Origin of the sequence: Limnoglobus roseus (assembly GCF_008254045.1) — a bacterium.
In the GTDB taxonomy this organism is placed as follows: Bacteria; Planctomycetota; Planctomycetia; order Gemmatales; family Gemmataceae; genus Limnoglobus; species Limnoglobus roseus.
The window spans coordinates 525,771-543,845 of sequence record NZ_CP042425.1; the positions used below are offsets into that span (position 1 = coordinate 525,771).

Here is an 18,075-nt window from a genome sequence, read left to right on the forward strand (position 1 = left end):
CGTGGTGCGCGTCAACCCGGTTGCAGTTCGATGCACCGGGCACGAGGCGGGCACACCCGTGGCGCCGGTGTGCCGTCCCCGAATGCGGAAGCTCCCGAGAGGTGCACGGCGCACAGATTCTGGCCATTTGCTGCGACGTAGTGGTGAACCGCGACACGGCCCAAGGGATCAAGCCCGGCACTCGAATAGAGGAGCACATCCGGTTTCCGACAGATGGCAGCGGCGATTCCCAGGAAGCACCGCGGCGTCCCGGCGTTGTGGCACATGATCTCCCGAACAGTCACACCGAACTCGTCGATGACTTGTGCCGCATCGGCCTTCGAAATGTCACCGGCCCGAGCGAGCCATTCCACCGTTCGCTGTCGGCGGATGAACTCCCGAAGCCCACGACGGCCCGTTGCGGGTCGACAAATCAGGACCGACTTGTTCGCGTGCTGGGAAGCTCGCAATATTCCCTGTTCGATTGCTGCTTCTTGTAAGTGGAAGCCGTGTGGGATGTGAAGACAAAGGACTTGTCCGGGCGAGAAATCGAGTTCCGGAACCGCAATCGCGGGCATGGAAAGGATCCTCCTGCCGCCACTCTCGCAGAACGAAATGTGTGAGGTCTGAGGCGTTGATGGGCGATAGTGGGTACGAAAAAAAACCGGGCACGGTTTCCCGTGCCCGGTACCAAGCATACTTTTGGGTCCCGTCCATCCCTTCGGTAGCCTGGCTGCTTAAACTGCTCCCCCCTCGGAGCAGAACAAGCCAACACTAAGTTCCCGTTTGCACGGGACCGAACGACACAAAAACTGCCGTTCGGTTTCGTCCGCGTCGGTCACTTGCGTCACCGTTGCGGACACCAGTATCTAGATCGCGATTCCGCCGAGGGCAAGGAAAACAAGGATAAATTCTGTTTCCGTCTCTCGCACGCAAATCTTGATCTTACCTGAAGATCGAGACGAACGAGCGACTCAGGGCTGGGCCACGGTGCGGGTGGACGCGGGTTGCCAGTCGGCCGGAATCGGACGACGAAGCTCTTCCCCCGCGTACCGCCAGAAACTCACCGCGTCTTCGCCGAGCTGCCACGAGTACGCCGCCGGTCGGCCGTTGATGCGGGTGGGGAAATCCACCCGTCCCCCGTGGGAATCCACCAACGACACGCCGAGCGTGTCCAACTCGCGGACCGCCCCTTCCAAGTTCTTCTCGGAAGCCGCAATCGCATCTTGGAGGGCGTACCGGCGTTCCCGACTCGCCCAGGTGAGAGACCGCCGATATTCATCGAGCGTATCCCGTTCCGGGGCGAGGTTGGTCAGCCGTTCCGTCGTGTCCACGATATCCGTCACGATGCTACGAACTAAGGGTAGCATCTGGCGAGCCGTGGTTAAATCCAGGTTCACTTCTTTCCGCCGAGACTTCCCGGTCGGATTGGACGCAGGTTTGGGAGAACTGTTCATCTTTGGCTCTCCGTTAAAGTTTGTCACCGATCGCGTCGGTGCTTGAGGTATTATATGTCTTGATTCTTCACAAAAGTAACTACGAGCCGGGCCGTGCGTTCGATTTCGAAAAATTCCTTCGCCCGCCCTTGTAAAGAGATAACGCCCGCCGGACGAATCCTTGCACGGGTTTGGCTTTAGCGGAAATTCGCTCTATAGTTCGCCTAGAAGTTAACAGTTTCCTCCCCGGTTCATCCTCGGCCACGACTCGCCATGTCCGTGCCTGCCGTCAATCAGTCTGCCGCCTGGCTGGTCAAGGAATTGACCGCGGCCCACGTATTCGAATCGGCCCAACTGGCCCCGTACCTGTCCGAGTTTAAAGCCCTCCACAAAGGGGGCGATGCGGTTGCTTTGGCGGAATACTTCGTCAATAGCGGCTTGCTGACCCGGTATCAAGCCGAGCGCGTGCTGGCGGGAGAGGCGGGGCGACTGGTTCTCGGCCCGTACTTGCTGGCCGAGCCAATCGGCAGCGGCAGTTTCGGAGAGGTCTTCCAGGGCATCGGGCGATCGGACCGCAAGCGGTACGCGATCAAGGTTCTGCCGCTGCGGAGCCTGTGGAACGTCCGCCAAGCGAAATCACAGTTGACGGCCTTCGCGGACCTGCCGGCCCACCCGTCCGTCGTGCCGTTCGTCGACGTCGATTCGGCCGGCGGGTCGCACTACCTCGTCTGGCCGTTCGTCGAAGGCTTGAGCCTTGCCCACCGGGTGGGTGAGAAAGGCCCGGCCTCGGTGCCGGTCGCCGCGATGCTCATGATGCAAGCGGCCGAAGGACTGGCGGTCTGCCACGCGGCGGGCATTTCGCACGGCCTGCTGAACCCCTCGAACTTACTCATCGGCCCCGACGGTCGGGTGCGCATACTCGATCTCGGCGTCGGCGCGATTTTGTCCGACAACATCGCCGACGAAGAGTCGATGCTCGACACGATGTCGTCCGCCCACGCGACGATGGGCATGCTCGAGTGCTGTGCCCCCGAGACGCTCAACTCGCCGACGCTCCGCGACCCGGCTGGCGACGCCTACAGTTTCGGCTGCGTCTTCTACTACGTCCTGACCGGCCAGATGCCGTTCGCCGAGGGGAACGTGGTGGACCGCGTCCTCGCACACCAGATGCAACCGCCGCCGTCGGCGCGGGCCGCGAACCCGACCGTCCCCCTCTGGCTCGACGAACTGATCCAACGGTTGATGAGCAAGTCGGCGGCGGACCGGCCGACGTCGATGACCGACATCGCGGCGACCCTCCAGGCCGAGACGTCCAACGCTTTCGTGGAGTTGCCCGAGGCCAAGGCCGGCCCGTCGGCCCCGCCGCTGGCGGCGAAGCCGCAGTCGCACGTGGACACGCCGACCCCCTCGCGGGGCACGGCATCGACGCCGTGGCCGCCCAAGCCGCACCCGCCGGTCCGGCCGGCCTCGCCGCCGTCCGCCAGCGACATCGACTTCGGCGACTACGTGCCGCCCGACGAGAGCAGTGAACACAACTGGGCCTCCGCCCGCCACCCAAAACCGCCGGAACCGATTCAACCGTCGATGCTCCGGTCCGTTCCCGTGTCGTCGGTGCCGAAGCCCGTTCCCGTGTCGTTGACGAGGGCCGAGCGGCCGGGCCGGGGGTCTTCCACAACGGAACTGCCGTCACCCGTGACGTACACGCCGACGAGCGACCCGTCGGAAAGTTCGGCCGCCGCGAGCGTGCAACCGGACGTGCCGTCCTTCGCCCGGACCTGGTGGTACCGCGTGAAGACGTGGCTCCGGTCGTGGCGGCCGCAGTCGAGCGACCTCGTGCAACTCAGCGTCTTCGGCCCGCCGCAGGTGTCGCCGGGTGACAGCATCAAACTCCAGGTCTTCGCCCACACGCCGGAGTCGTTCGACAGCGTGAACACCCTGTCCCGGGCGTTCCACCGCGATTCGATGCTGCTCGCCACCGGGTTCATCGACCAGGAAGTGGAACGCGGCGTGAACCTGAGCCTGCAACTGAAGGTGACGAACGCCGGCGTGGCCCACTCGCTGTTGAACCTGACGTGGCTGGGCCAGCCGCAACCGCGGGCCTTCGACCTGCACGTGCCGTGGGAAAGCCCCGCCGGCATGACGCCCGTCACCCTCTGGGCCGCCGTCAACGGCCAGAAGAGTGGCGAGATCGCATTCCAACTCCACATCCTGCCCCGCCGCGGCTAACGGTCGCCGTCCACCAACTCGGCCTTTACACGCTCCGAATCTCCTGGCATATGCCCGTCTCGGAAGCGGAACCGTCGGGGGACGGCCGCGGGTCCTGGGGGAGTGTGCCATGTACCGCATCGCAGCCGGGGGGCTGGCGGCCGTCGTGTGCCTCGCGGCGGGGGTCGCGTTCGGCGACGGGCCGAAGGCCACCGATTCGCGGCCGGCCGCCAAAAAGGCCGACGACAAATCCGCCACGCCGCAACGACCGTCGGTCATCATTGCGCCGCTGACCGCGGACGTGCTGGCCGAGGCCGTCAAGGAAGAACAGAAGGCGTGTACCCGCCGGCTGGACGCCTGTGCGAAGCTGCGAGAGATCGCGGTCGCGAAGAACAACGACGCGCTTCTGCAACAGATCGACGAGTTCGAACGGCAGGCGGTCGAAATCTGCCAGGCCCGGGTGGCCCGCATGGGCGTCCGCGGCAACGCCACGCGATCCGCCCCGAAGGCGGCGGCGGAACCGGCGTTCGACGCCGCGAAGGTGGCCGCGCCCACCCCGGCAGACGCCGCGGGGGGCAAGTAATGAAAGCCATACTCCTGATGACGGCCGGCCTGATTCTGGCCGGGCCCGGTTGCCTGCACTTCAAGCCCGTCGGCCCGCTCGCCGGCCTTGCGGCTCCGGCCGCTGATGGCAAGAATGCCGAATCGCCCGAGCCGATCCTGCGGGACGCCCCGCGGCCGACGCTGCCGTCGGTGTACGTGACGCCGAGCGAGATCACGGCGGCGAACGCCGAGGAAGCGATGAAGCGGTTGACGCAAGAACTCGAAACCGACCGCCGCACGATGGACGCGATGCCCCGCTACGCGGAAGTGTCGGTCGTGAAGTAACCGGCGACGGCTAGATCAACGCATCGTGCAGAGCCGACGCGACGAGGACACCGTCCACGCCGACATCGCCCAGGCGGTCGATGTCGGCCCGACTCCGCACCCCGCCGCCGGTGAGCAGTTCCACCTTGGGGAACCGCTCGCGGATCGCCCGGCAAGTCTCCAGCGTCCGCGGCCCTTCGCCCGTTCCCACCGACGCAAGATCGAGCACGATGAGGGTTGGCACGCCCATCGCCACCGCTGCGGCGGCCACGCCAAGCACGTCGCGCGGTGATTGCACACCCCACTTCTTCCACCGACCCAACAGCGAGCCGTCGAACAGGTCGATCGAGACCGCACAGCCCGCCGCGTGATGGCGGAACGCCGACGCGACGCCAGAATCCCAGGCCGTCTCGGTGCCGACGATGGGCCGCGCATTCGCGGGCACGAGCCGCACGTCGGCACTCGTTCTCACGCCGAAGTCGAGCCAGACGGGGACCGTAACCGCGTTCAGGAATTCCACCACTGCCGGCGAAAGGCTGTCGTGCTGTCCGCGAATGGCATCGAGGTCGGCGACGTACAGTTCCGTCGCGCGGGTGGCGGCGAGCAGATCAGTTGCAACTTGCAGTGGCAGTGTGGAGGCAGTGATGCGACTAACGACGGGTCGGTACTCGTCCCGGCGGCCACCGACGGCCCGGACCACTTCACCGCCGAGAATATCGAGAACGGGGATGATTCGCACGAAACGGAACCCAGTCGCAGAACTTGGCGAGCCGAGCACCGTGAGGTGCCGGGTGAGTGGCGTTGCGATTCACCCGGCACCTCACGGTGCTCGACTCGCCAAGACGCTTACTTCTTCCCCGCGAACGCCGCTCGGTCGCGGGTCAACTTCTGCGTGTCGGCTTCGCTCAGCACGAACACGTCGGTGCGGCCCTTCTCGTCCACGCGGGCGTAGAGCCGGGAGCCGTTGCTGCCGCCCTCTTCACGGCCGATCTGTAGCGTCTTCGTTACCCCGCCGCGTTGCGAAATCGTGATCGTCCGTTGCGGCGGTTGCAGGCCGTAGAGTTTCAGGTCGGCGTCCTTGTCCGAGGCGTACCGGAGGGCTTTCAGCCCGGCCAGCGCGTCGAGCAGTTCGCTCACCTTCCCGGCGTCGATGATGTCCGTCGGCTTCGCCGTGTCGGCCCACGCCATGCCGACCTTCGTCAACTGCACCGTCGAATCGCCGGCCTTGATCTCGACGTTCTCCACCTGCGAGGCGTCGATGCCGGTCCAGACGGCCCGCTTGCGGTACTCGCCCGTGACCTTCGCCGTCAGCGACGGGTCGAGCAGGCCGACGAGATCGCCCTTCTCCAACTTCACGAACGCACGGCCGTCTTTTTTCGAGCCGACGAGTAGACTCATCGCTTCGGTGTCGCCGTTCTTCAGCACCCACTTCACCGTCGGCTTGTCGAGACCGTAAGGCTTCAAGTCCTTCGGCTTGTCGGCTTCCAGTTCGTCGGCCTGCAACTTCGCGAGGGCGTTGATGAGTTCGTCGATGTCGGCTTGCTCCGCCTCGGCTTCCACCGGCTTGACCACCTTCCACGTGCCGTTCACGTCGGCGAACGTCACGGTGCGGTCGCCGCGGGTCATCTCGATGCGGTCTACTTTCTGGAAGCGGGCCAGCGCCCGGTCGCGGAACTTCAACGGGTCGCCGAGGAGACGGTTCGCCAGTGCCGCCGGCAGCACACCGACGGTCACGTCGGCCTTGCCGTCCACCATCGCGTAACGGTCGCCGGTCGGTTGTTTCTCATCGACCGGCTTGCCGACCTTCAACACTTTGTCTTCGGGCTTGTCGGCCTTCAGCACCTTGAGCGTGATTGTGGCGGTCGGCTCGTCGAGGCCGAACGGCTTCAGGTCTTTCGTGCCGTAAGCCGCGACTTTCGTCGCCCGTAGTCGCGAGAGTTGCTCGCTGAGGTCGTCGAGGATCGCTTGATCGGCCTTCAACTTCGCCGGCTTAACTATGTCCCACCCGACGGTCGCCCCTTGCACGATCTCCAACTCGTCGGCCCCCTTCTTGCGGGTAAAGGCCATGAGCGCCGGCGGGTCGAAGGTCAACAGCGAGCGGTCGGCGAAGTCGAGCTTGCCGCGGGCGAGTGCCTCGGCCGCGATCGGCGCGAGAACCCCGACGGCCGGGCCGTCATCGACGCGAACGAAGCGGGCCTTGCCGTCCGGCTTGCCGAGCTTGATCGTGTGAACGGTCGGCTTGCCCATGTCGGTGAACGTCGCGGTGATGGTGTACTCGGGCTTGTCGAGGCCGTAGTCGGCCCACTTCGCGGCCGGACCGTAGGCGGCGATCTTCTGCACGCTCGGGCGGGCGGCGAACGCCGCCAGCATTTGCACGGTCGGCGCGTCCGGCGTGAAGTTCGCCCCGTCGGCCTTCCACGCCCCCTTGTCGTCCTTCACCAGCGTGACGTTCTCCTCGGCCTTCGGCCCGACGATCTGCACCTTCGTCAGCTTGGCCGGGTCTTGCACGAGGATCGACTTGTCGAGCAACTCCAGTGCGGACTTGTCCACGTCCTTCACCAGTGCGTCGGTCATGACGAAGACGGCGGTGTTCGGACCGTCGGCGAGCTTGGCGTACCGCGTGTTCGGGACGTCGGCCGGCTTGCCGATCAAGAGCGTCCGCGTCACGGCCTGCTCGACCTTCGGGTCGTCGGCCTTCGCTTCCTTGTAGGAAACGACCAGCTTCATCGCGGGCTTGTCGAGGCCGTGCTTCGCCGGGTCGGCGGTGGCCGCGTCGTACTTCTCGGCCCGCACGTTGGCGACGGCGGCCGCGAGCGGTTGCGTCGCCAGGAACGCCGCCGGGGCGTCGAAGGGGCCGGTGATCTTCCAACTGCCGGCGTCCTGCGTCAGCTTGTACGTCTCCTTGCCCTCGTCCCGCTGAACTTCGACCGACGCCACCTTGTCGGGCGGCACGCTCCAGAGTTGCAGCGGCAGGAACGCGAGCGCACCGTCCTTGAGCGTGTCAATGGTCGCCTTCGGCACGGTGAAGACGCTGCCCGTGCCGTTGCGGCGGGCGTAGTACTCGGGCTTGAACTCGGGCGACGAGCCGATCTCCAGCTTCTCGTCCTTGCCGCCGGCGAACGCGAGTTGCACCGTCAGCGCCGGCGTTTTCAGGCCGTACTTCTTGTCCAGGTCTTCGAGCTTCGGAGCGTCGTCCACGTACTCGGTCACTTCCAGCCGCGACAGGTCGCCAGTTAGTTGGCTCGCCTTGGCCGCGTCGGCGTCGATCGCCAGCGGCTTCGTCAGCTTCCACTTCGCGTCAGTCTGTTGCAGAGCGAAGTCACCGCCCGGCTTCGTAACGGTGACGCCGGTCAATTTCGCCTCGACCGTGTCGAACAGTCGGCGGCCGCGGTAGGCGAGGGTCGGGCGGTCGATGAGTTTCTTCACGTCGTCGGCGACCACGTTCACGCGGTTCCACCCGGCGACCTGCACATTGAGCTTCTTCTTCTCGACATCGTCTTTGCCGATCAGGTACTTGATCGTCCGCGGCGCGGGCGGCGTTTGGCCTTCCGGCGACTTCTCCTGCACGGTCAACGTAAGGCTACTCGACCCGTCGAGGCCGAGGTCGGCGATCATCTTCGGAGTCGGGTTGTCGATCACCGGTCGATCGCCGGTCGGCTTCTCGGCCACGATCAACGGGTCCATCGGGCCGGGCGGGTTCTTCGCTTCCAGCTTGCCGAGACTGTCGAGTAGTTCCGTGACCTTGCCCGCCTCGGCCAGCACGTCGCCGACGTACCAGCGGTCCTGTTTCTCGTCGTCCTTGTCAGCAGCCTTGTTCCCCTTCTTCTTGGTGAGGGTGATCGGCGGTTGGCCCTTCAGTGCGACTTCGACCTTCGTCACCTCATCGGCCTCGAACCGGGCGAGGTTTGCGTCGCGGAGGTCTTCGAGCTTCGGGAACAGGTCGGGGAACTTGTCGGCTTTTACCTCGAACAGCAGGTCGAGCCCGTCGATGCTCGCGTAGTGGTACGCTTCGATGATCTTCGGCGACGGCGGGGGCGGCGGGGCGAACGGTTGGGCCGGCGGCGGGGGCGGGCCGTCCTTCTCGATCTTGCGGGACTGTTTGCCGACCTTCAGCGTCGTCGGGCCGGTCGCCCGCGTGACGGTGAGGACGTGCAACGGCTTGTCGAGGCCCGTCTCGGTGGCCGGTTTCGCGGGAAGGAACTGCTCGACCCACAGTTCCGGGATGGCCGTGACGACGCCGCGGAGCTTGGCCGGGTCGAGGCGATCGCGTAGCGAAGTGTACGCCTTGCCGGCCCCGATTGCGTCGAGTTCCCAGGCCAACGCGAGTTTGTTCGCCTGCAACGACGGCTCGCCCGTGGCGTCGCGGTCCGCCTTCGGCACAGGATTCGGGGCGACGCGCTTCAGTGCGACGCCGTCGGGGCCGCTCTCCAGTTTGATCGCCGTGATGTCATTGTTCACGACGGCCACGCGGCCCCCGCTCAGAGGTTGCCCGGGGTTGGCCGGCTCGCCACCGTTGAGTTTGACCCGCTCGAACTCCGGGAACAACTGCTTCCGCCGGTACTCTTCCGGCTTGCGGGCGACGACTTGCATCAGGTCCGAGTCGAAGCGGAGGACGTCCGGGTGGCCGTTCACCTTGATGTAGGTCGGCCGGGCGTACTCGGGTTCGTCGGCCTTCGCCGTCGGCCGGCCGAGGACGAGCGTCGTGGTGCGGTCGCCGCGGTCGAGTTTCACCGTGATCGGCTTCTGGCTCGCGTCGAGGCCGAGGGGCTTGTAGTCACCGTCCGTCGTGATCGGTTGGAACCGCGACTTCAAGGTCGTCAGCGCGGCCACGAGGGCCTTCGCTTCGTCCTGCCGCACGGGCCAGTTGCCGGGTTGCGTCCAGGTTCCGTTCGCACCGCGGACGAGCGAGAGCGTGTCGCCGCCATTGGTCAGCGTGACCGCCGTTACCTCGTCGGCTTTCAGATACCCGAGCGATTCCTCGACGGGCGAATCGACGACCGCGGCCGGCGGGCCGAATCCGAGCGACGGGGCGAGGCTGTCCCCCTTCCAGAGCCAAACTGCGGCACCGGCGACGAGAACGAGAAGCAGGATCGTGGTGAACCAACGCATGAGGGGGTCTCTTAAAACGTCTCGCGCAAAGCCGCCAAGTCGCAAAGAAGTCAAGAGAATGCGGAGAGAGTGGAATAGCCGAGAAGATCGAATCTTCTCCCCTCTCTGCTTCTGTTCTTGGCGGCTTCGCGGCTTTGCGCGAGATATCTCCTTCTTACCGCACTTTTCGCAGCATCAGCATCAGCACGCCGAAGTACGCACAGACCAGCGGCAGACCGATCGCGGTGCCGAGCCGCCAGTAGAGCGATTGCCGCTCGTCGAGGTTGACCCGCGGGTACTGCCACTTCTCTTCGGCCGGCAAGTCCTTCGGCAAACGGTCGTCGCGCTTCAGTTGCCAGTTCAGCGTGTGGACGATCAGCTTCTCGTGGGCCGGGTCGAGGTTCTTGCCGGCGATCAGACCGCCGTGGCCGTAAACTGCGATCCGCACCGTCGGCAGGTCCGGCCGCTTGTCCTTCGGCAAGGCCGACAGGTAATCGCTCGGGTCGGCAAGGCTCATGGGCAAGAACGCCGCCCATCCGCCGACCGCGTCACCGACGAGAGCCGCGTCGTGGGCCGCACCGGGGACGGGGTTCAGCCACTCGACCGGCACCGTCCGCTCGATGGCCGCGCCGATGGGGAACGGGCCTTTGCGCTCCTCGTTGTGGGTGCCCCGCTTCGGGTCGTCCGGCTTCGCGGGGGTGAACTCCGGCACGTACTCGCCGTCCGGCACCGGCTTCTCCTCGCCCCACGATTCCTTCGAACTCTCGGCGATCGTCGCCACGAACTTCTGCTTCGCGGCCACACTCGGGCTGAGGTAGATCGGCCGGAACCAGTTCCGCCGCAGTTCGGCCTGCCCGGCCGCCGTCCGCCCGGAGACGCGCATCGCCTCGGCGATGGGGTTCGCGGCCTTCTCGCCCTTCGGAACGTCGAACAACAGTGGCGGCACCGTGACCGTCCCGCCGGCCCGCAAAGTTTCGCCGCTCTGCTCGACCATCGCCCGCGTCTCGGCGTCGTACATCACGGTCAGGTTGCTGAACTCGAAGCCGAGGCGGGTGAAGACGGCTTCGAGGGCGTCCGGCCCGAAGCCGGGGATCGGCCGCGCGTCGGACGGGTTGACTGCCCCGAACAGCCCCAGCACTGGCTTGCCCGCCTTGACGAAGTCCTTCACCACGTCGGCCTGATCTTCCGTCAGCGAGTAGATCGCCGGCGGCAGGAAGTCGCCCGTGACGAGGTTCGGCGTTGTCTGCCGCGGCACAATGAGGACGTCGCAGTCAGCCACCGCGCGGCCGAGCTTCAGCTTCACGTCGGTCGTGCGACGGGCTTCCGTGGCCCGCTCGTTCTTGAGGGCCTCCAGGTACTTCGGCCGGACCTTGTCCAACTCTTCCTGGTTCGACTTGATGCGGTCTTGCAGGCTCTTGACGTTCGCCGCCAGGAACTCGGACGCCTCCTTGCGGTCTTGTTCCGTGTCGAACGACTTGTTGAACCGCAGGAACTCAAGCTTCTTCGTGATCTGGTCGAGCGGTTCGCGGTCAACCGTGTCCTTCGTCTTTTGGAACATCATCAGTTGCAGTTCGAACCGCGGCTGCCGCGAACTGAGGGCGGTGTAGGAGTTCTCCAGGGCGGCCAACTCGCTCTCAGCGAACGTGTCGCCGGCGGGCGTGCCGGCCCCCCGGCCGAGGCCGCGGCGGGTGAACACGTCCACGACATCGAAACCGTTGCGTTCGAGCATCCGCCGCAGGCCACCGCTGGTGTAGCGGTCGGCTTCCTCGTCGCCGGACGACTGCGACGCGAAGAACGGGTGAATGATGAGCAGGCCGACCTTCGGCTTCTTCTCGCCGAGCTTGAAGATGTGGTCGGCGAATGGCCGGATGCCTTGCGGGATCAGCACGAGGTTCTTGTTCTTCGCCTGCGTCGTGCCGCCGGGCCGTTCGACTTGCTCCTGCGACGCAGTCTTGTCGAGCAGGTAGAACTCGGCGAAGCTGAGCCGCTGCACCTTGCCATCCGCGTGGAAGAAGATGCTGTTCTCGGGGGCCGTCTCGATGGCCGTGCGGAGCGTTGGCGAGGCCTTCGTGGCCGAATCGAGTTGGTCGAGGTAGCCCTCGTCGGTGGTGTCGAGGACCGTCACCTTGAACTGCGGTCCGATCTCGCGGAACAAGTCGACGAGGTCGCGGACCTTCTCCGTCACCTTGCGGTCGGCGGCCGACACGAGGCTGTCGTCGATGGAACTGTTCGCCGCGTTGGCCGCGTCCGGCTTCCGCATCTTCAACACGATCACGTCGGTCGGCCGCGTGACCTGCTTCAGTTCGTCCCGAACGTCCTGCGGGAGCGTAAACTGATGGTCCTTCGTGCAGTCGTACCGCCGGTAGTGCGAGAACGACCAGACGTTGACGAGGACGACGAGCGCCACCGCGAGGCCGGTTTGCAGATACCCGTTGGCCCCGACGGCCGTGCGACGGCCGGTGACGAGCGTGAGCGCGCTGACGAGTTCGACGAGCAGCCACAACGCCACGGCAATGACGCCGACGCCGAGGACCCAACTCGCGACCTTGGCGTTGCCACCGAAGTTGCTGTGGAAGGCGGCGTAGTAGTTGTTCCAGAGTGCCGTTCCGGCGACCTTGACCTTGTCGAACGTCTCACCGTCCGTCGGCCAGCCAACCGCGGGCAGTTCCGTCGCCAACAGCACCCCGCCGACCGCGGCCGCCAAGAGGCCGGTCAGCCCGAGGCCGCGGATCGTGAACCGGAACACGTTGCCGAACGTCGTGCGCTGGCGTGCGTCAGCCATAGGTGTCACTCTTCTCTCGTTCGACCTCTTCATGGAACCCGGAGCGGAAGCGATGGGGTGCTGAGGCCGTCCCCACACCCCATCGCTTCCGCTCCGGGTTCCAAAAATCCGTCACCGTAACCGTCGGGCTTCCAAACTCCGCACCGTCAGAAACAAGCAGAGCAGCGTGATCGTCGCGTACAGCACGATGTGCCGGGTGTCGAGGATGCCGCGGGTGAAGTCCCGGCGGAAGTGCTCGGGCACGCTGATGAACGTCACGAGCTTCGTCGTCAGCGATCCCGTGTCGTAGTCAGGTCGCCAGAAGGCCGCGACGACGAACACGAGGCTCAGCAGCATCGCGATCATCGCGGCAACGAGTTGACTCTTCACCAGACTCGACACGAACAGGCCGATGGCCAGGAACATCGCCCCGGCAAGGAACGCACCGAGGTAGGAGGTCAGCACCGGCCAGCAGTCGATCCGCGGTTGCCACGTCTGCGGGTCCATGTCGAGCAGCACCGGCAGGTAGGCCAGCGTCGGCAGCCACAGCACGACGTAGAACATCAGGCACGCGATGTACTTACCGGCCACGACCTGCCAGTCGCGGATCGGGGCCGTCATCAGGCTTTCCAGCGTCCCGCTGCCGCGCTCTTCCGCCAGCAATCGCATCGTGAGCAGCGGCGGGATGAACAGGAAGACGAGCCAGAACTTCTCGTCGCCGAGGAGCGACTGCATGGGAAACTCGGTGCCGCGTGGGCCGGGTTCCGTGAGCAGGTTCATCGTCACGCCGAACAGTCGCCCCGTCACGAGCAGGAACACGGCCAGCGTGACGAAGCCGATTGGCGAGAAGAAGTATGCGGTGAATTCGCGCTTGATGAGTGCCAGGGTGGGTCGCATGGTGGGTCGTGGTTCGTGTGGGGGTGGTCGCGATCCCGATTACCGGCCGATGTACAGCCCCGGCTGGTCGCCCGGGGACGCGGACGCCGAGTACACGCCTTCCTGACCGGTGAGGCGGACGAAGATGTCTTCCAAGTTCTGATTGCCGTATCGATCCCGCACGGCGGCCAGCGATCCCTCGGCGGCAACCTGCCCCTGGTAGATGATGATGACCGAGTCGCACGCGGCTTCCACTTCCGACAGGATGTGCGTCGAGAGCAGCATCGTGTGCTGCTGGCCGAGTTCACGGATCAGTTTGCGGGTTTCGCGAATCTGCGTCGGGTCGAGCCCGGCCGTCGGCTCGTCGAGGATCAAGACCGGCGGGTCGGCGAGCAAAGAATCCGCGAGGCCGACCCGCTGGCGATAACCCTTCGACAGCGTGCCAACGATCTGCTTGCGAACGTCCTTCAGCCAGCAGCGTTCCAACACGTACTCGACCCGCTTCCGCCGCGTGCCCCAGCCGAGGCCCTTCAGGCCGGCCCGGAACTTCAGATACTCCGTCACCTTCATGTCGGTGTACAGCGGGCAACTCTCGGGCATGTACCCGATGCGGCGGCGGGCCTCGATCGGGTCCCAGAACACGTCGCGGCCGTCGATGCTCGCCTTCCCGGAAGTGGCCGTCAGGTAGCCGGCGAGGATGCGCATCGTCGTGGATTTCCCGGCCCCGTTCGGCCCAAGGAATCCGACCACGCGGCCCTTCGGGACCTCGAACGACACACCGCGGACGGCGGGGTATTCGCCGTAATATTTGTAGAGGTTCTCGACGACGATCATGGGGGGCACGGTCCCGTCAGCGGGGTCTCAGCGGCGGTGGCGACCCGGTCGGAGGAAGGCAAGTTATGGATTAGACGAAGTGCGACGGGAAGGCAAGTGGCAGAATAGGTAAGTTACAGCGAAGGGAAGTACCAGCACGAACTTGGTTCGTGCTGGTGAAATCGACCCCATCAATCGAACGTGGTGACTTCGCCCGCCCGTGCGGTCACAACGGCCGCCATGACTTTGATCGAGATGTTCTGCGAGAGGAATCGAACGGACCCGTCGACTAACCCGACGTTCATGCCGTTCGTGTGGAACGAGTACGGTTCGCCGCTGTTCGTACAGTTCATCGCCTGGGTGCCGGGCGTCGTCCCGTTGTTGCACCCGTCGAGGCCGATTTCGTTCTCCGAATCAGCCCACGCGGAAGCCCCGACGCTGTTGGAACTGATCATCTTCCCCATGTTGTAGAGGTCCGGCCGGGCGGCATCCTCGACGTAGAGCAACGTGTTCGACAGGCCGTCGGTCACGCCCGCGAAGTTCGTGATGCGGTAGTTCGTGCCGGTGGAATACGAGTGGGCACTGGACTGCACGCCCTGAACGCCGTCGAACGAGGCCCCCACGGTGGCGGCGTCCAACTGTGCCGTGAAACCGTCCCGAAGGGCCTGGGTCACGAACCGAATCGTCGTGTAGTCCGTCGTCGCGGCGTTGTTCATGGTGAAACTTTGCGCCGTCCACGAGGGGGCCGTGCGGTCGAGCGTCGGGCTGGACGGGCACTTAAACGTCAAAATCTTGGTCGTGATCGCGCCGTTGTTGTTGCCTTCGCCCAAGTGCAAGTTGGTGCTGTAGAGGTTCGCCAACGCCCCCTGTTCGATGTGCGGCAACAGCCACACGGCCCAACCGTGGTACTTGGCGGCCGGCACGCTCAGTTTGGGGAAGCCGCCCGAAGCGACCCGCGACGGCGGAATGATGCCCGAGGTGTCGTGGAAACTGTGACAGGCGAGGCCGAGTTGCTTGAGGTTGTTCGAACACTTGGCGCGGGCGGCGGCCTCGCGAACTTTCTGCACGGCCGGCAACAGCAGGCCGATCAGGATCGCGATAATCGCGATGACGACCAGCAACTCGATGAGCGTGAACGCGGACCGTCGCTTGGAATGGGAATGAAGCATCAGACCCTCGGCGGAAAAGGGTGGCGGAAAAAAAAGGAACACCCGGCGGGTGAATCACTTCAACTGGATGGGCGGCAACTCGGGCTTGCCGTCGGCGATCGTGACTTTCTGGTTGGTTTTCTCCGGCGTGCTGTACCGGCCGTTGAGTTGGTCGTCCACCTCGGCACCCTTCCAAAAGACGATCAGCCCGTACTCGCCGGCGGGGGCACCGTCATTGGTGGCAAAGGTGCTGAGGGTGAACTTCCCCTCCGGCCCGACAGTCGCCCGGGGCCGGGCGTCAGTGGCGTTCGCCGGCACGAGAATGATTGTCGCCCCAACGGCGGGTTTGCCCGCAACGGTCAACTGCCCCCTGGCGGGGTAGCACGCGGCCGTCGGGACGTTGGACGTGGGGGTGGGACCACAGCCGGGAAGGCAGGAGAGTGAGAAGAGCGCAGGAAGAAGCAGGAAACGAAGCACAACAATCTCCGGTGGGGGGATGCTTGGCGGCACCGGGTCGATTCGTGAAGTCTGCATGAAGAAATAAAGAAGTTTGTAACAAGTAGCAAGCAGAATCGGCTGGGATTCATGCTTTTCTGGAAATTCCTTTCGGGACAATAGGTGGTTCGTCTCGACGCCCTCCCGGACATTCGGTAATGTCCCGCGACTTCGGAGGGTTCTTATGCGAAAAGCACTGATCGGTTTCCTCGTTCTCGCGGCCGTGGGTGGGGCGTACTACCTCGGCACGCATTCCAACGCCACACCGCCGGTCGCTGCCGCACCGGAGACGGCCGCGAAGCCGTCCGTGATCGAAGACGGCCTCGTCGTGCCCACCGGGTTGACGATGCCCGCGACAATGCCCGCGATGAAGATTGACGAGCCGACGAAGGTACTCACCGGCGAGGTGAAGGTGCCGAACGACCTACTGCGGAGCGAACCGCCGCCGCGGCACCCGGCCCTGATTATCCCGTCGATCCCGACGGAGAAGAAGTAAGTCGGCAATGGAACGTAAACTCGCGATCCTCTTGCTGCTCGCCGTGGCGGTCACGCTCGGCCTTGCCGTGGGCATGGTCTACGCCCAGGTTGGGGCCGCGCCGCCGGTCGCCCCGGCCGGCAACGCCCAACCGGTCAAGATCCGCGACTGGTACGATTACGCCGACGTGATCCTGCGCGTCGGCACGCTCATCATTCTCTCCGGCGGCCTGGTCGGCACGTTCGCGGTCCTCACGTCCTTGCGGGCCGGCGTCTACAGTCAAATCTACGGACGCTTCCAGAACGTCTTGTTGAAGTTGGTGGAGCACCCGCACCTGTTCGAGCGGATGAAGCGGGAAGAGTACACGGCCGCCGAAGATGACCCGACCAACCCGCACGGCCCAACGCACCCTCAGCGGTTCCTGGCGAACTGCATGGTCAACTTGTACGAGGAAGCGTTCCTGATCTACGAATCGCGGGTGCTGATGGTCCTCGACACCGTCCCCGACGACTACTGGCAGTCGATGCTCGGCTCGATGCGGGCGACGTTCCAACTCAAGTACGTCCGCACCCACTGGGAACGGCGGCAGGCCGTCTTCTCGCCGAAGTTCAACCGCTTCATCCGCGAGGAAGTGCTGACGGTCGCCCCGGGAAAAGGCGAAGAGAGCGGCAACTGAAGATCTACCCTGCCCCGACCGTGGCCAGGAATGTCTGCAACCGGGCCGACGTTCCGAACAGTTGGTGGAGCCAGGGTCGCGACACCGACTTCAAGTCGACAGCCAGCGAAGGGCGAGCGACCGGGCTCTCGTCGTCGTTCGGGAATAGCACTTCGACGATCGACCGGATGACCGGCCCACGGGGGTCGTCTCGATCGTCCAACCAGTCGGCGTAAACCAGATACGGCAACTTGTCCTCCACCCGGTCGTTGACGGCCGCCAGGAACGGCATCTGGGCCACCGAGTAGAGATCGCCGAACAGCGATTCGAGCCGGTCGGCGAGTTCCGCCCAAAGGCGCACCGGCCCGACCGCGGCCAACCTCGGATGGTTCCGGGCGAACGCAGGCCAGTTCCCGAAATCGTCGTCGGTCACGTCCGCCCGGCGAACGTCGAAGAGTACGTCCAGCGCGTTCCAGTGCAGGGCGTCCGCCGTCCCCGTCGCGAGCATGGCCCGCCGGAACACCTCCGGCCGCAGGGCGGCGTCCGTCGCGAGCAGGTGGGCGTCGTACAAGTCCTTCGGCTCGCCGGACCAGGCCACGCTCCCATCGTCGGTCCGGGTCAGGCCTCGCACCAGCCACGAGACCTTGGCCGCCAACATCGCCTCACGCGAGTACGCCGGAGCGCGAAACGCACCGCCCGCGGGCGCGGCGAACGTCGCGTCGGCGACGCCGAGATCGTCCGGCGTGTACGGGCCGGGCGTGGACAGGTCGACCTGCAACCGCCCGGAGGTGGGTTGGTGGCCGGTCCACTCCCACGTGGTGTAGTAGCGCCGGCCCGGCGTCCCGTACACCCACAGGCTGGCCCCGTCGGCCGGCGGGTTCTCGTCGTTGTGGAACACAATGCCGCTGGCCGGCCGTTCGTGGGCCGAGTCGCGGACGGCGTACCGGCACATGGCCTTCCCGAAGTCGACGCGGGACACGTATTCCCCGTACGCGCCGAACCGCCCTTCGATGGGGCCGTAGTGCTCATCGACGCCGTCCGTCGGCAGGCCGGCGAGATATTCCTCCGCGTCGGCCTCCGGCCCCACGTTCGGCCCGGCGAAGCACTCGATGTCAATGTCCGCCGGCGGCCGGGCACGATCGCCGTACCAGAGGTTCATGAGCAAGCTGCCGCGGAGGACGGGGATCAAGCCCTCCCGCCACTCGCCCAGAAGTTCGGTCAGGGAGCCGAGGAACTCGACCATCACGTCGGTCGGGGGTGGGGTGAGAGCCGCCATC

15 protein-coding genes are annotated in these 18,075 nt (G+C 65.3%); 5 read left to right on the top strand and 10 right to left on the bottom strand.

Annotation, left to right across the window (positions count from 1 at the left end):
* Window positions 1-11: 11 nt before the first annotated feature.
* Together PX52LOC_RS02135 and PX52LOC_RS02140 are read right to left on the bottom strand one after the other, a co-directional pair.
* Window positions 12-557, bottom strand: coding sequence for a hypothetical protein (locus tag PX52LOC_RS02135; protein ID WP_149108534.1), 546 nt, complete (start codon window positions 555-557; stop codon window positions 12-14).
* Between the two features lie 396 nt (window positions 558-953).
* Window positions 954-1,436 carry a DUF2203 family protein gene (locus PX52LOC_RS02140; protein WP_149108535.1) on the bottom strand — a complete coding sequence of 161 codons (483 nt, stop codon included), beginning with the start codon at window positions 1,434-1,436 and terminating at the stop codon, window positions 954-956.
* A gap of 252 nt (window positions 1,437-1,688) precedes the next feature.
* On the opposite strand from PX52LOC_RS02140, the gene PX52LOC_RS02145 reads away from it, so the two are divergent.
* The 3 genes from PX52LOC_RS02145 to PX52LOC_RS02155 all read left to right on the top strand — a co-directional run bounded on the left by PX52LOC_RS02145 (window position 1,689) and on the right by PX52LOC_RS02155 (window position 4,508).
* A complete protein-coding gene (locus PX52LOC_RS02145) occupies window positions 1,689-3,641 on the top strand; it encodes a serine/threonine protein kinase (protein WP_149108536.1) in 1,953 nt (650 codons plus the stop codon).
* A gap of 109 nt (window positions 3,642-3,750) precedes the next feature.
* Window positions 3,751-4,203: a hypothetical protein gene (locus PX52LOC_RS02150; protein WP_149108537.1), complete on the top strand. Its 453-nt coding sequence runs from the start codon at window positions 3,751-3,753 to the stop codon at window positions 4,201-4,203.
* A complete protein-coding gene (locus PX52LOC_RS02155; RefSeq protein ID WP_149108538.1) occupies window positions 4,203-4,508 on the top strand; it encodes a hypothetical protein in 306 nt (101 codons plus the stop codon). Before PX52LOC_RS02150 ends, PX52LOC_RS02155 begins: the two co-directional genes overlap by 1 nt.
* A 10-nt stretch (window positions 4,509-4,518) precedes the next feature.
* Here the strand turns inward: PX52LOC_RS02155 and PX52LOC_RS02160 are convergent, their stop codons facing one another.
* The 7 genes from PX52LOC_RS02160 to PX52LOC_RS02190 form a co-directional block, all read right to left on the bottom strand.
* Window positions 4,519-5,226 carry a HisA/HisF-related TIM barrel protein gene (locus PX52LOC_RS02160; RefSeq protein ID WP_168218763.1) on the bottom strand — a complete coding sequence of 236 codons (708 nt, stop codon included), beginning with the start codon at window positions 5,224-5,226 and terminating at the stop codon, window positions 4,519-4,521.
* A gap of 107 nt (window positions 5,227-5,333) precedes the next feature.
* The gene (locus tag PX52LOC_RS02165) at window positions 5,334-9,596 is read right to left on the bottom strand and encodes a DUF4340 domain-containing protein (RefSeq protein WP_149108540.1); all 4,263 of its coding nucleotides are present in this window, start codon (window positions 9,594-9,596) and stop codon (window positions 5,334-5,336) included.
* Window positions 9,597-9,750: 154 nt separating this feature from the next.
* Window positions 9,751-12,357: a hypothetical protein gene (locus PX52LOC_RS02170; protein ID WP_149108541.1), complete on the bottom strand. Its 2,607-nt coding sequence runs from the start codon at window positions 12,355-12,357 to the stop codon at window positions 9,751-9,753.
* Between the two features lie 111 nt (window positions 12,358-12,468).
* Window positions 12,469-13,233: an ABC transporter permease gene (locus PX52LOC_RS02175; protein ID WP_149108542.1), complete on the bottom strand. Its 765-nt coding sequence runs from the start codon at window positions 13,231-13,233 to the stop codon at window positions 12,469-12,471.
* Between the two features lie 39 nt (window positions 13,234-13,272).
* On the bottom strand, window positions 13,273-14,046 hold the full coding sequence (locus PX52LOC_RS02180) for an ABC transporter ATP-binding protein (protein WP_149115395.1): 774 nt from the start codon (window positions 14,044-14,046) through the stop codon (window positions 13,273-13,275).
* 170 nt (window positions 14,047-14,216) lie between these two features.
* Window positions 14,217-15,194, bottom strand: a complete 978-nt coding sequence (locus PX52LOC_RS02185; protein WP_149108543.1) for a DUF1559 domain-containing protein — start codon at window positions 15,192-15,194, stop codon at window positions 14,217-14,219.
* 54 nt (window positions 15,195-15,248) lie between these two features.
* Window positions 15,249-15,650: a hypothetical protein gene (locus PX52LOC_RS02190; protein ID WP_149108544.1), complete on the bottom strand. Its 402-nt coding sequence runs from the start codon at window positions 15,648-15,650 to the stop codon at window positions 15,249-15,251.
* Between the two features lie 202 nt (window positions 15,651-15,852).
* On the opposite strand from PX52LOC_RS02190, the gene PX52LOC_RS02195 reads away from it, so the two are divergent.
* A complete protein-coding gene (locus PX52LOC_RS02195) occupies window positions 15,853-16,164 on the top strand; it encodes a hypothetical protein (RefSeq protein WP_149108545.1) in 312 nt (103 codons plus the stop codon).
* Between the two features lie 7 nt (window positions 16,165-16,171).
* The gene (locus PX52LOC_RS02200; protein ID WP_149108546.1) at window positions 16,172-16,819 is read left to right on the top strand and encodes a hypothetical protein; all 648 of its coding nucleotides are present in this window, start codon (window positions 16,172-16,174) and stop codon (window positions 16,817-16,819) included.
* A gap of 4 nt (window positions 16,820-16,823) precedes the next feature.
* Here the strand turns inward: PX52LOC_RS02200 and PX52LOC_RS02205 are convergent, their stop codons facing one another.
* Window positions 16,824-18,074: a nucleotidyl transferase AbiEii/AbiGii toxin family protein gene (locus PX52LOC_RS02205; protein ID WP_149108547.1), complete on the bottom strand. Its 1,251-nt coding sequence runs from the start codon at window positions 18,072-18,074 to the stop codon at window positions 16,824-16,826.
* Window position 18,075 lies beyond the last annotated feature (1 nt).

Bases quoted from the DNA above. Each gene is read 5' to 3' on its own strand.
- PX52LOC_RS02205 (WP_149108547.1), bottom strand. From the start codon at position 18,074: ATGGCGGCTCTCACCCCACCCCCGACCGACGTGATGGTCGAGTTCCTC.
- PX52LOC_RS02165 (WP_149108540.1), bottom strand. From the start codon at position 9,596: ATGCGTTGGTTCACCACGATCCTGCTTCTCGTTCTCGTCGCCGGTGCC.
- PX52LOC_RS02140 (WP_149108535.1), bottom strand. From the start codon at position 1,436: ATGAACAGTTCTCCCAAACCTGCGTCCAATCCGACCGGGAAGTCTCGG.
- PX52LOC_RS02195 (WP_149108545.1), top strand. From the start codon at position 15,853: ATGCGAAAAGCACTGATCGGTTTCCTCGTTCTCGCGGCCGTGGGTGGG.
- PX52LOC_RS02145 (WP_149108536.1), top strand. From the start codon at position 1,689: ATGTCCGTGCCTGCCGTCAATCAGTCTGCCGCCTGGCTGGTCAAGGAA.
- PX52LOC_RS02185 (WP_149108543.1), bottom strand. From the start codon at position 15,194: ATGCTTCATTCCCATTCCAAGCGACGGTCCGCGTTCACGCTCATCGAG.
- PX52LOC_RS02155 (WP_149108538.1), top strand. From the start codon at position 4,203: ATGAAAGCCATACTCCTGATGACGGCCGGCCTGATTCTGGCCGGGCCC.
- PX52LOC_RS02200 (WP_149108546.1), top strand. From the start codon at position 16,172: ATGGAACGTAAACTCGCGATCCTCTTGCTGCTCGCCGTGGCGGTCACG.
- PX52LOC_RS02150 (WP_149108537.1), top strand. From the start codon at position 3,751: ATGTACCGCATCGCAGCCGGGGGGCTGGCGGCCGTCGTGTGCCTCGCG.
- PX52LOC_RS02175 (WP_149108542.1), bottom strand. From the start codon at position 13,233: ATGCGACCCACCCTGGCACTCATCAAGCGCGAATTCACCGCATACTTC.
- PX52LOC_RS02180 (WP_149115395.1), bottom strand. From the start codon at position 14,046: ATGATCGTCGTCGAGAACCTCTACAAATATTACGGCGAATACCCCGCC.
- PX52LOC_RS02170 (WP_149108541.1), bottom strand. From the start codon at position 12,357: ATGGCTGACGCACGCCAGCGCACGACGTTCGGCAACGTGTTCCGGTTC.
- PX52LOC_RS02135 (WP_149108534.1), bottom strand. From the start codon at position 557: ATGCCCGCGATTGCGGTTCCGGAACTCGATTTCTCGCCCGGACAAGTC.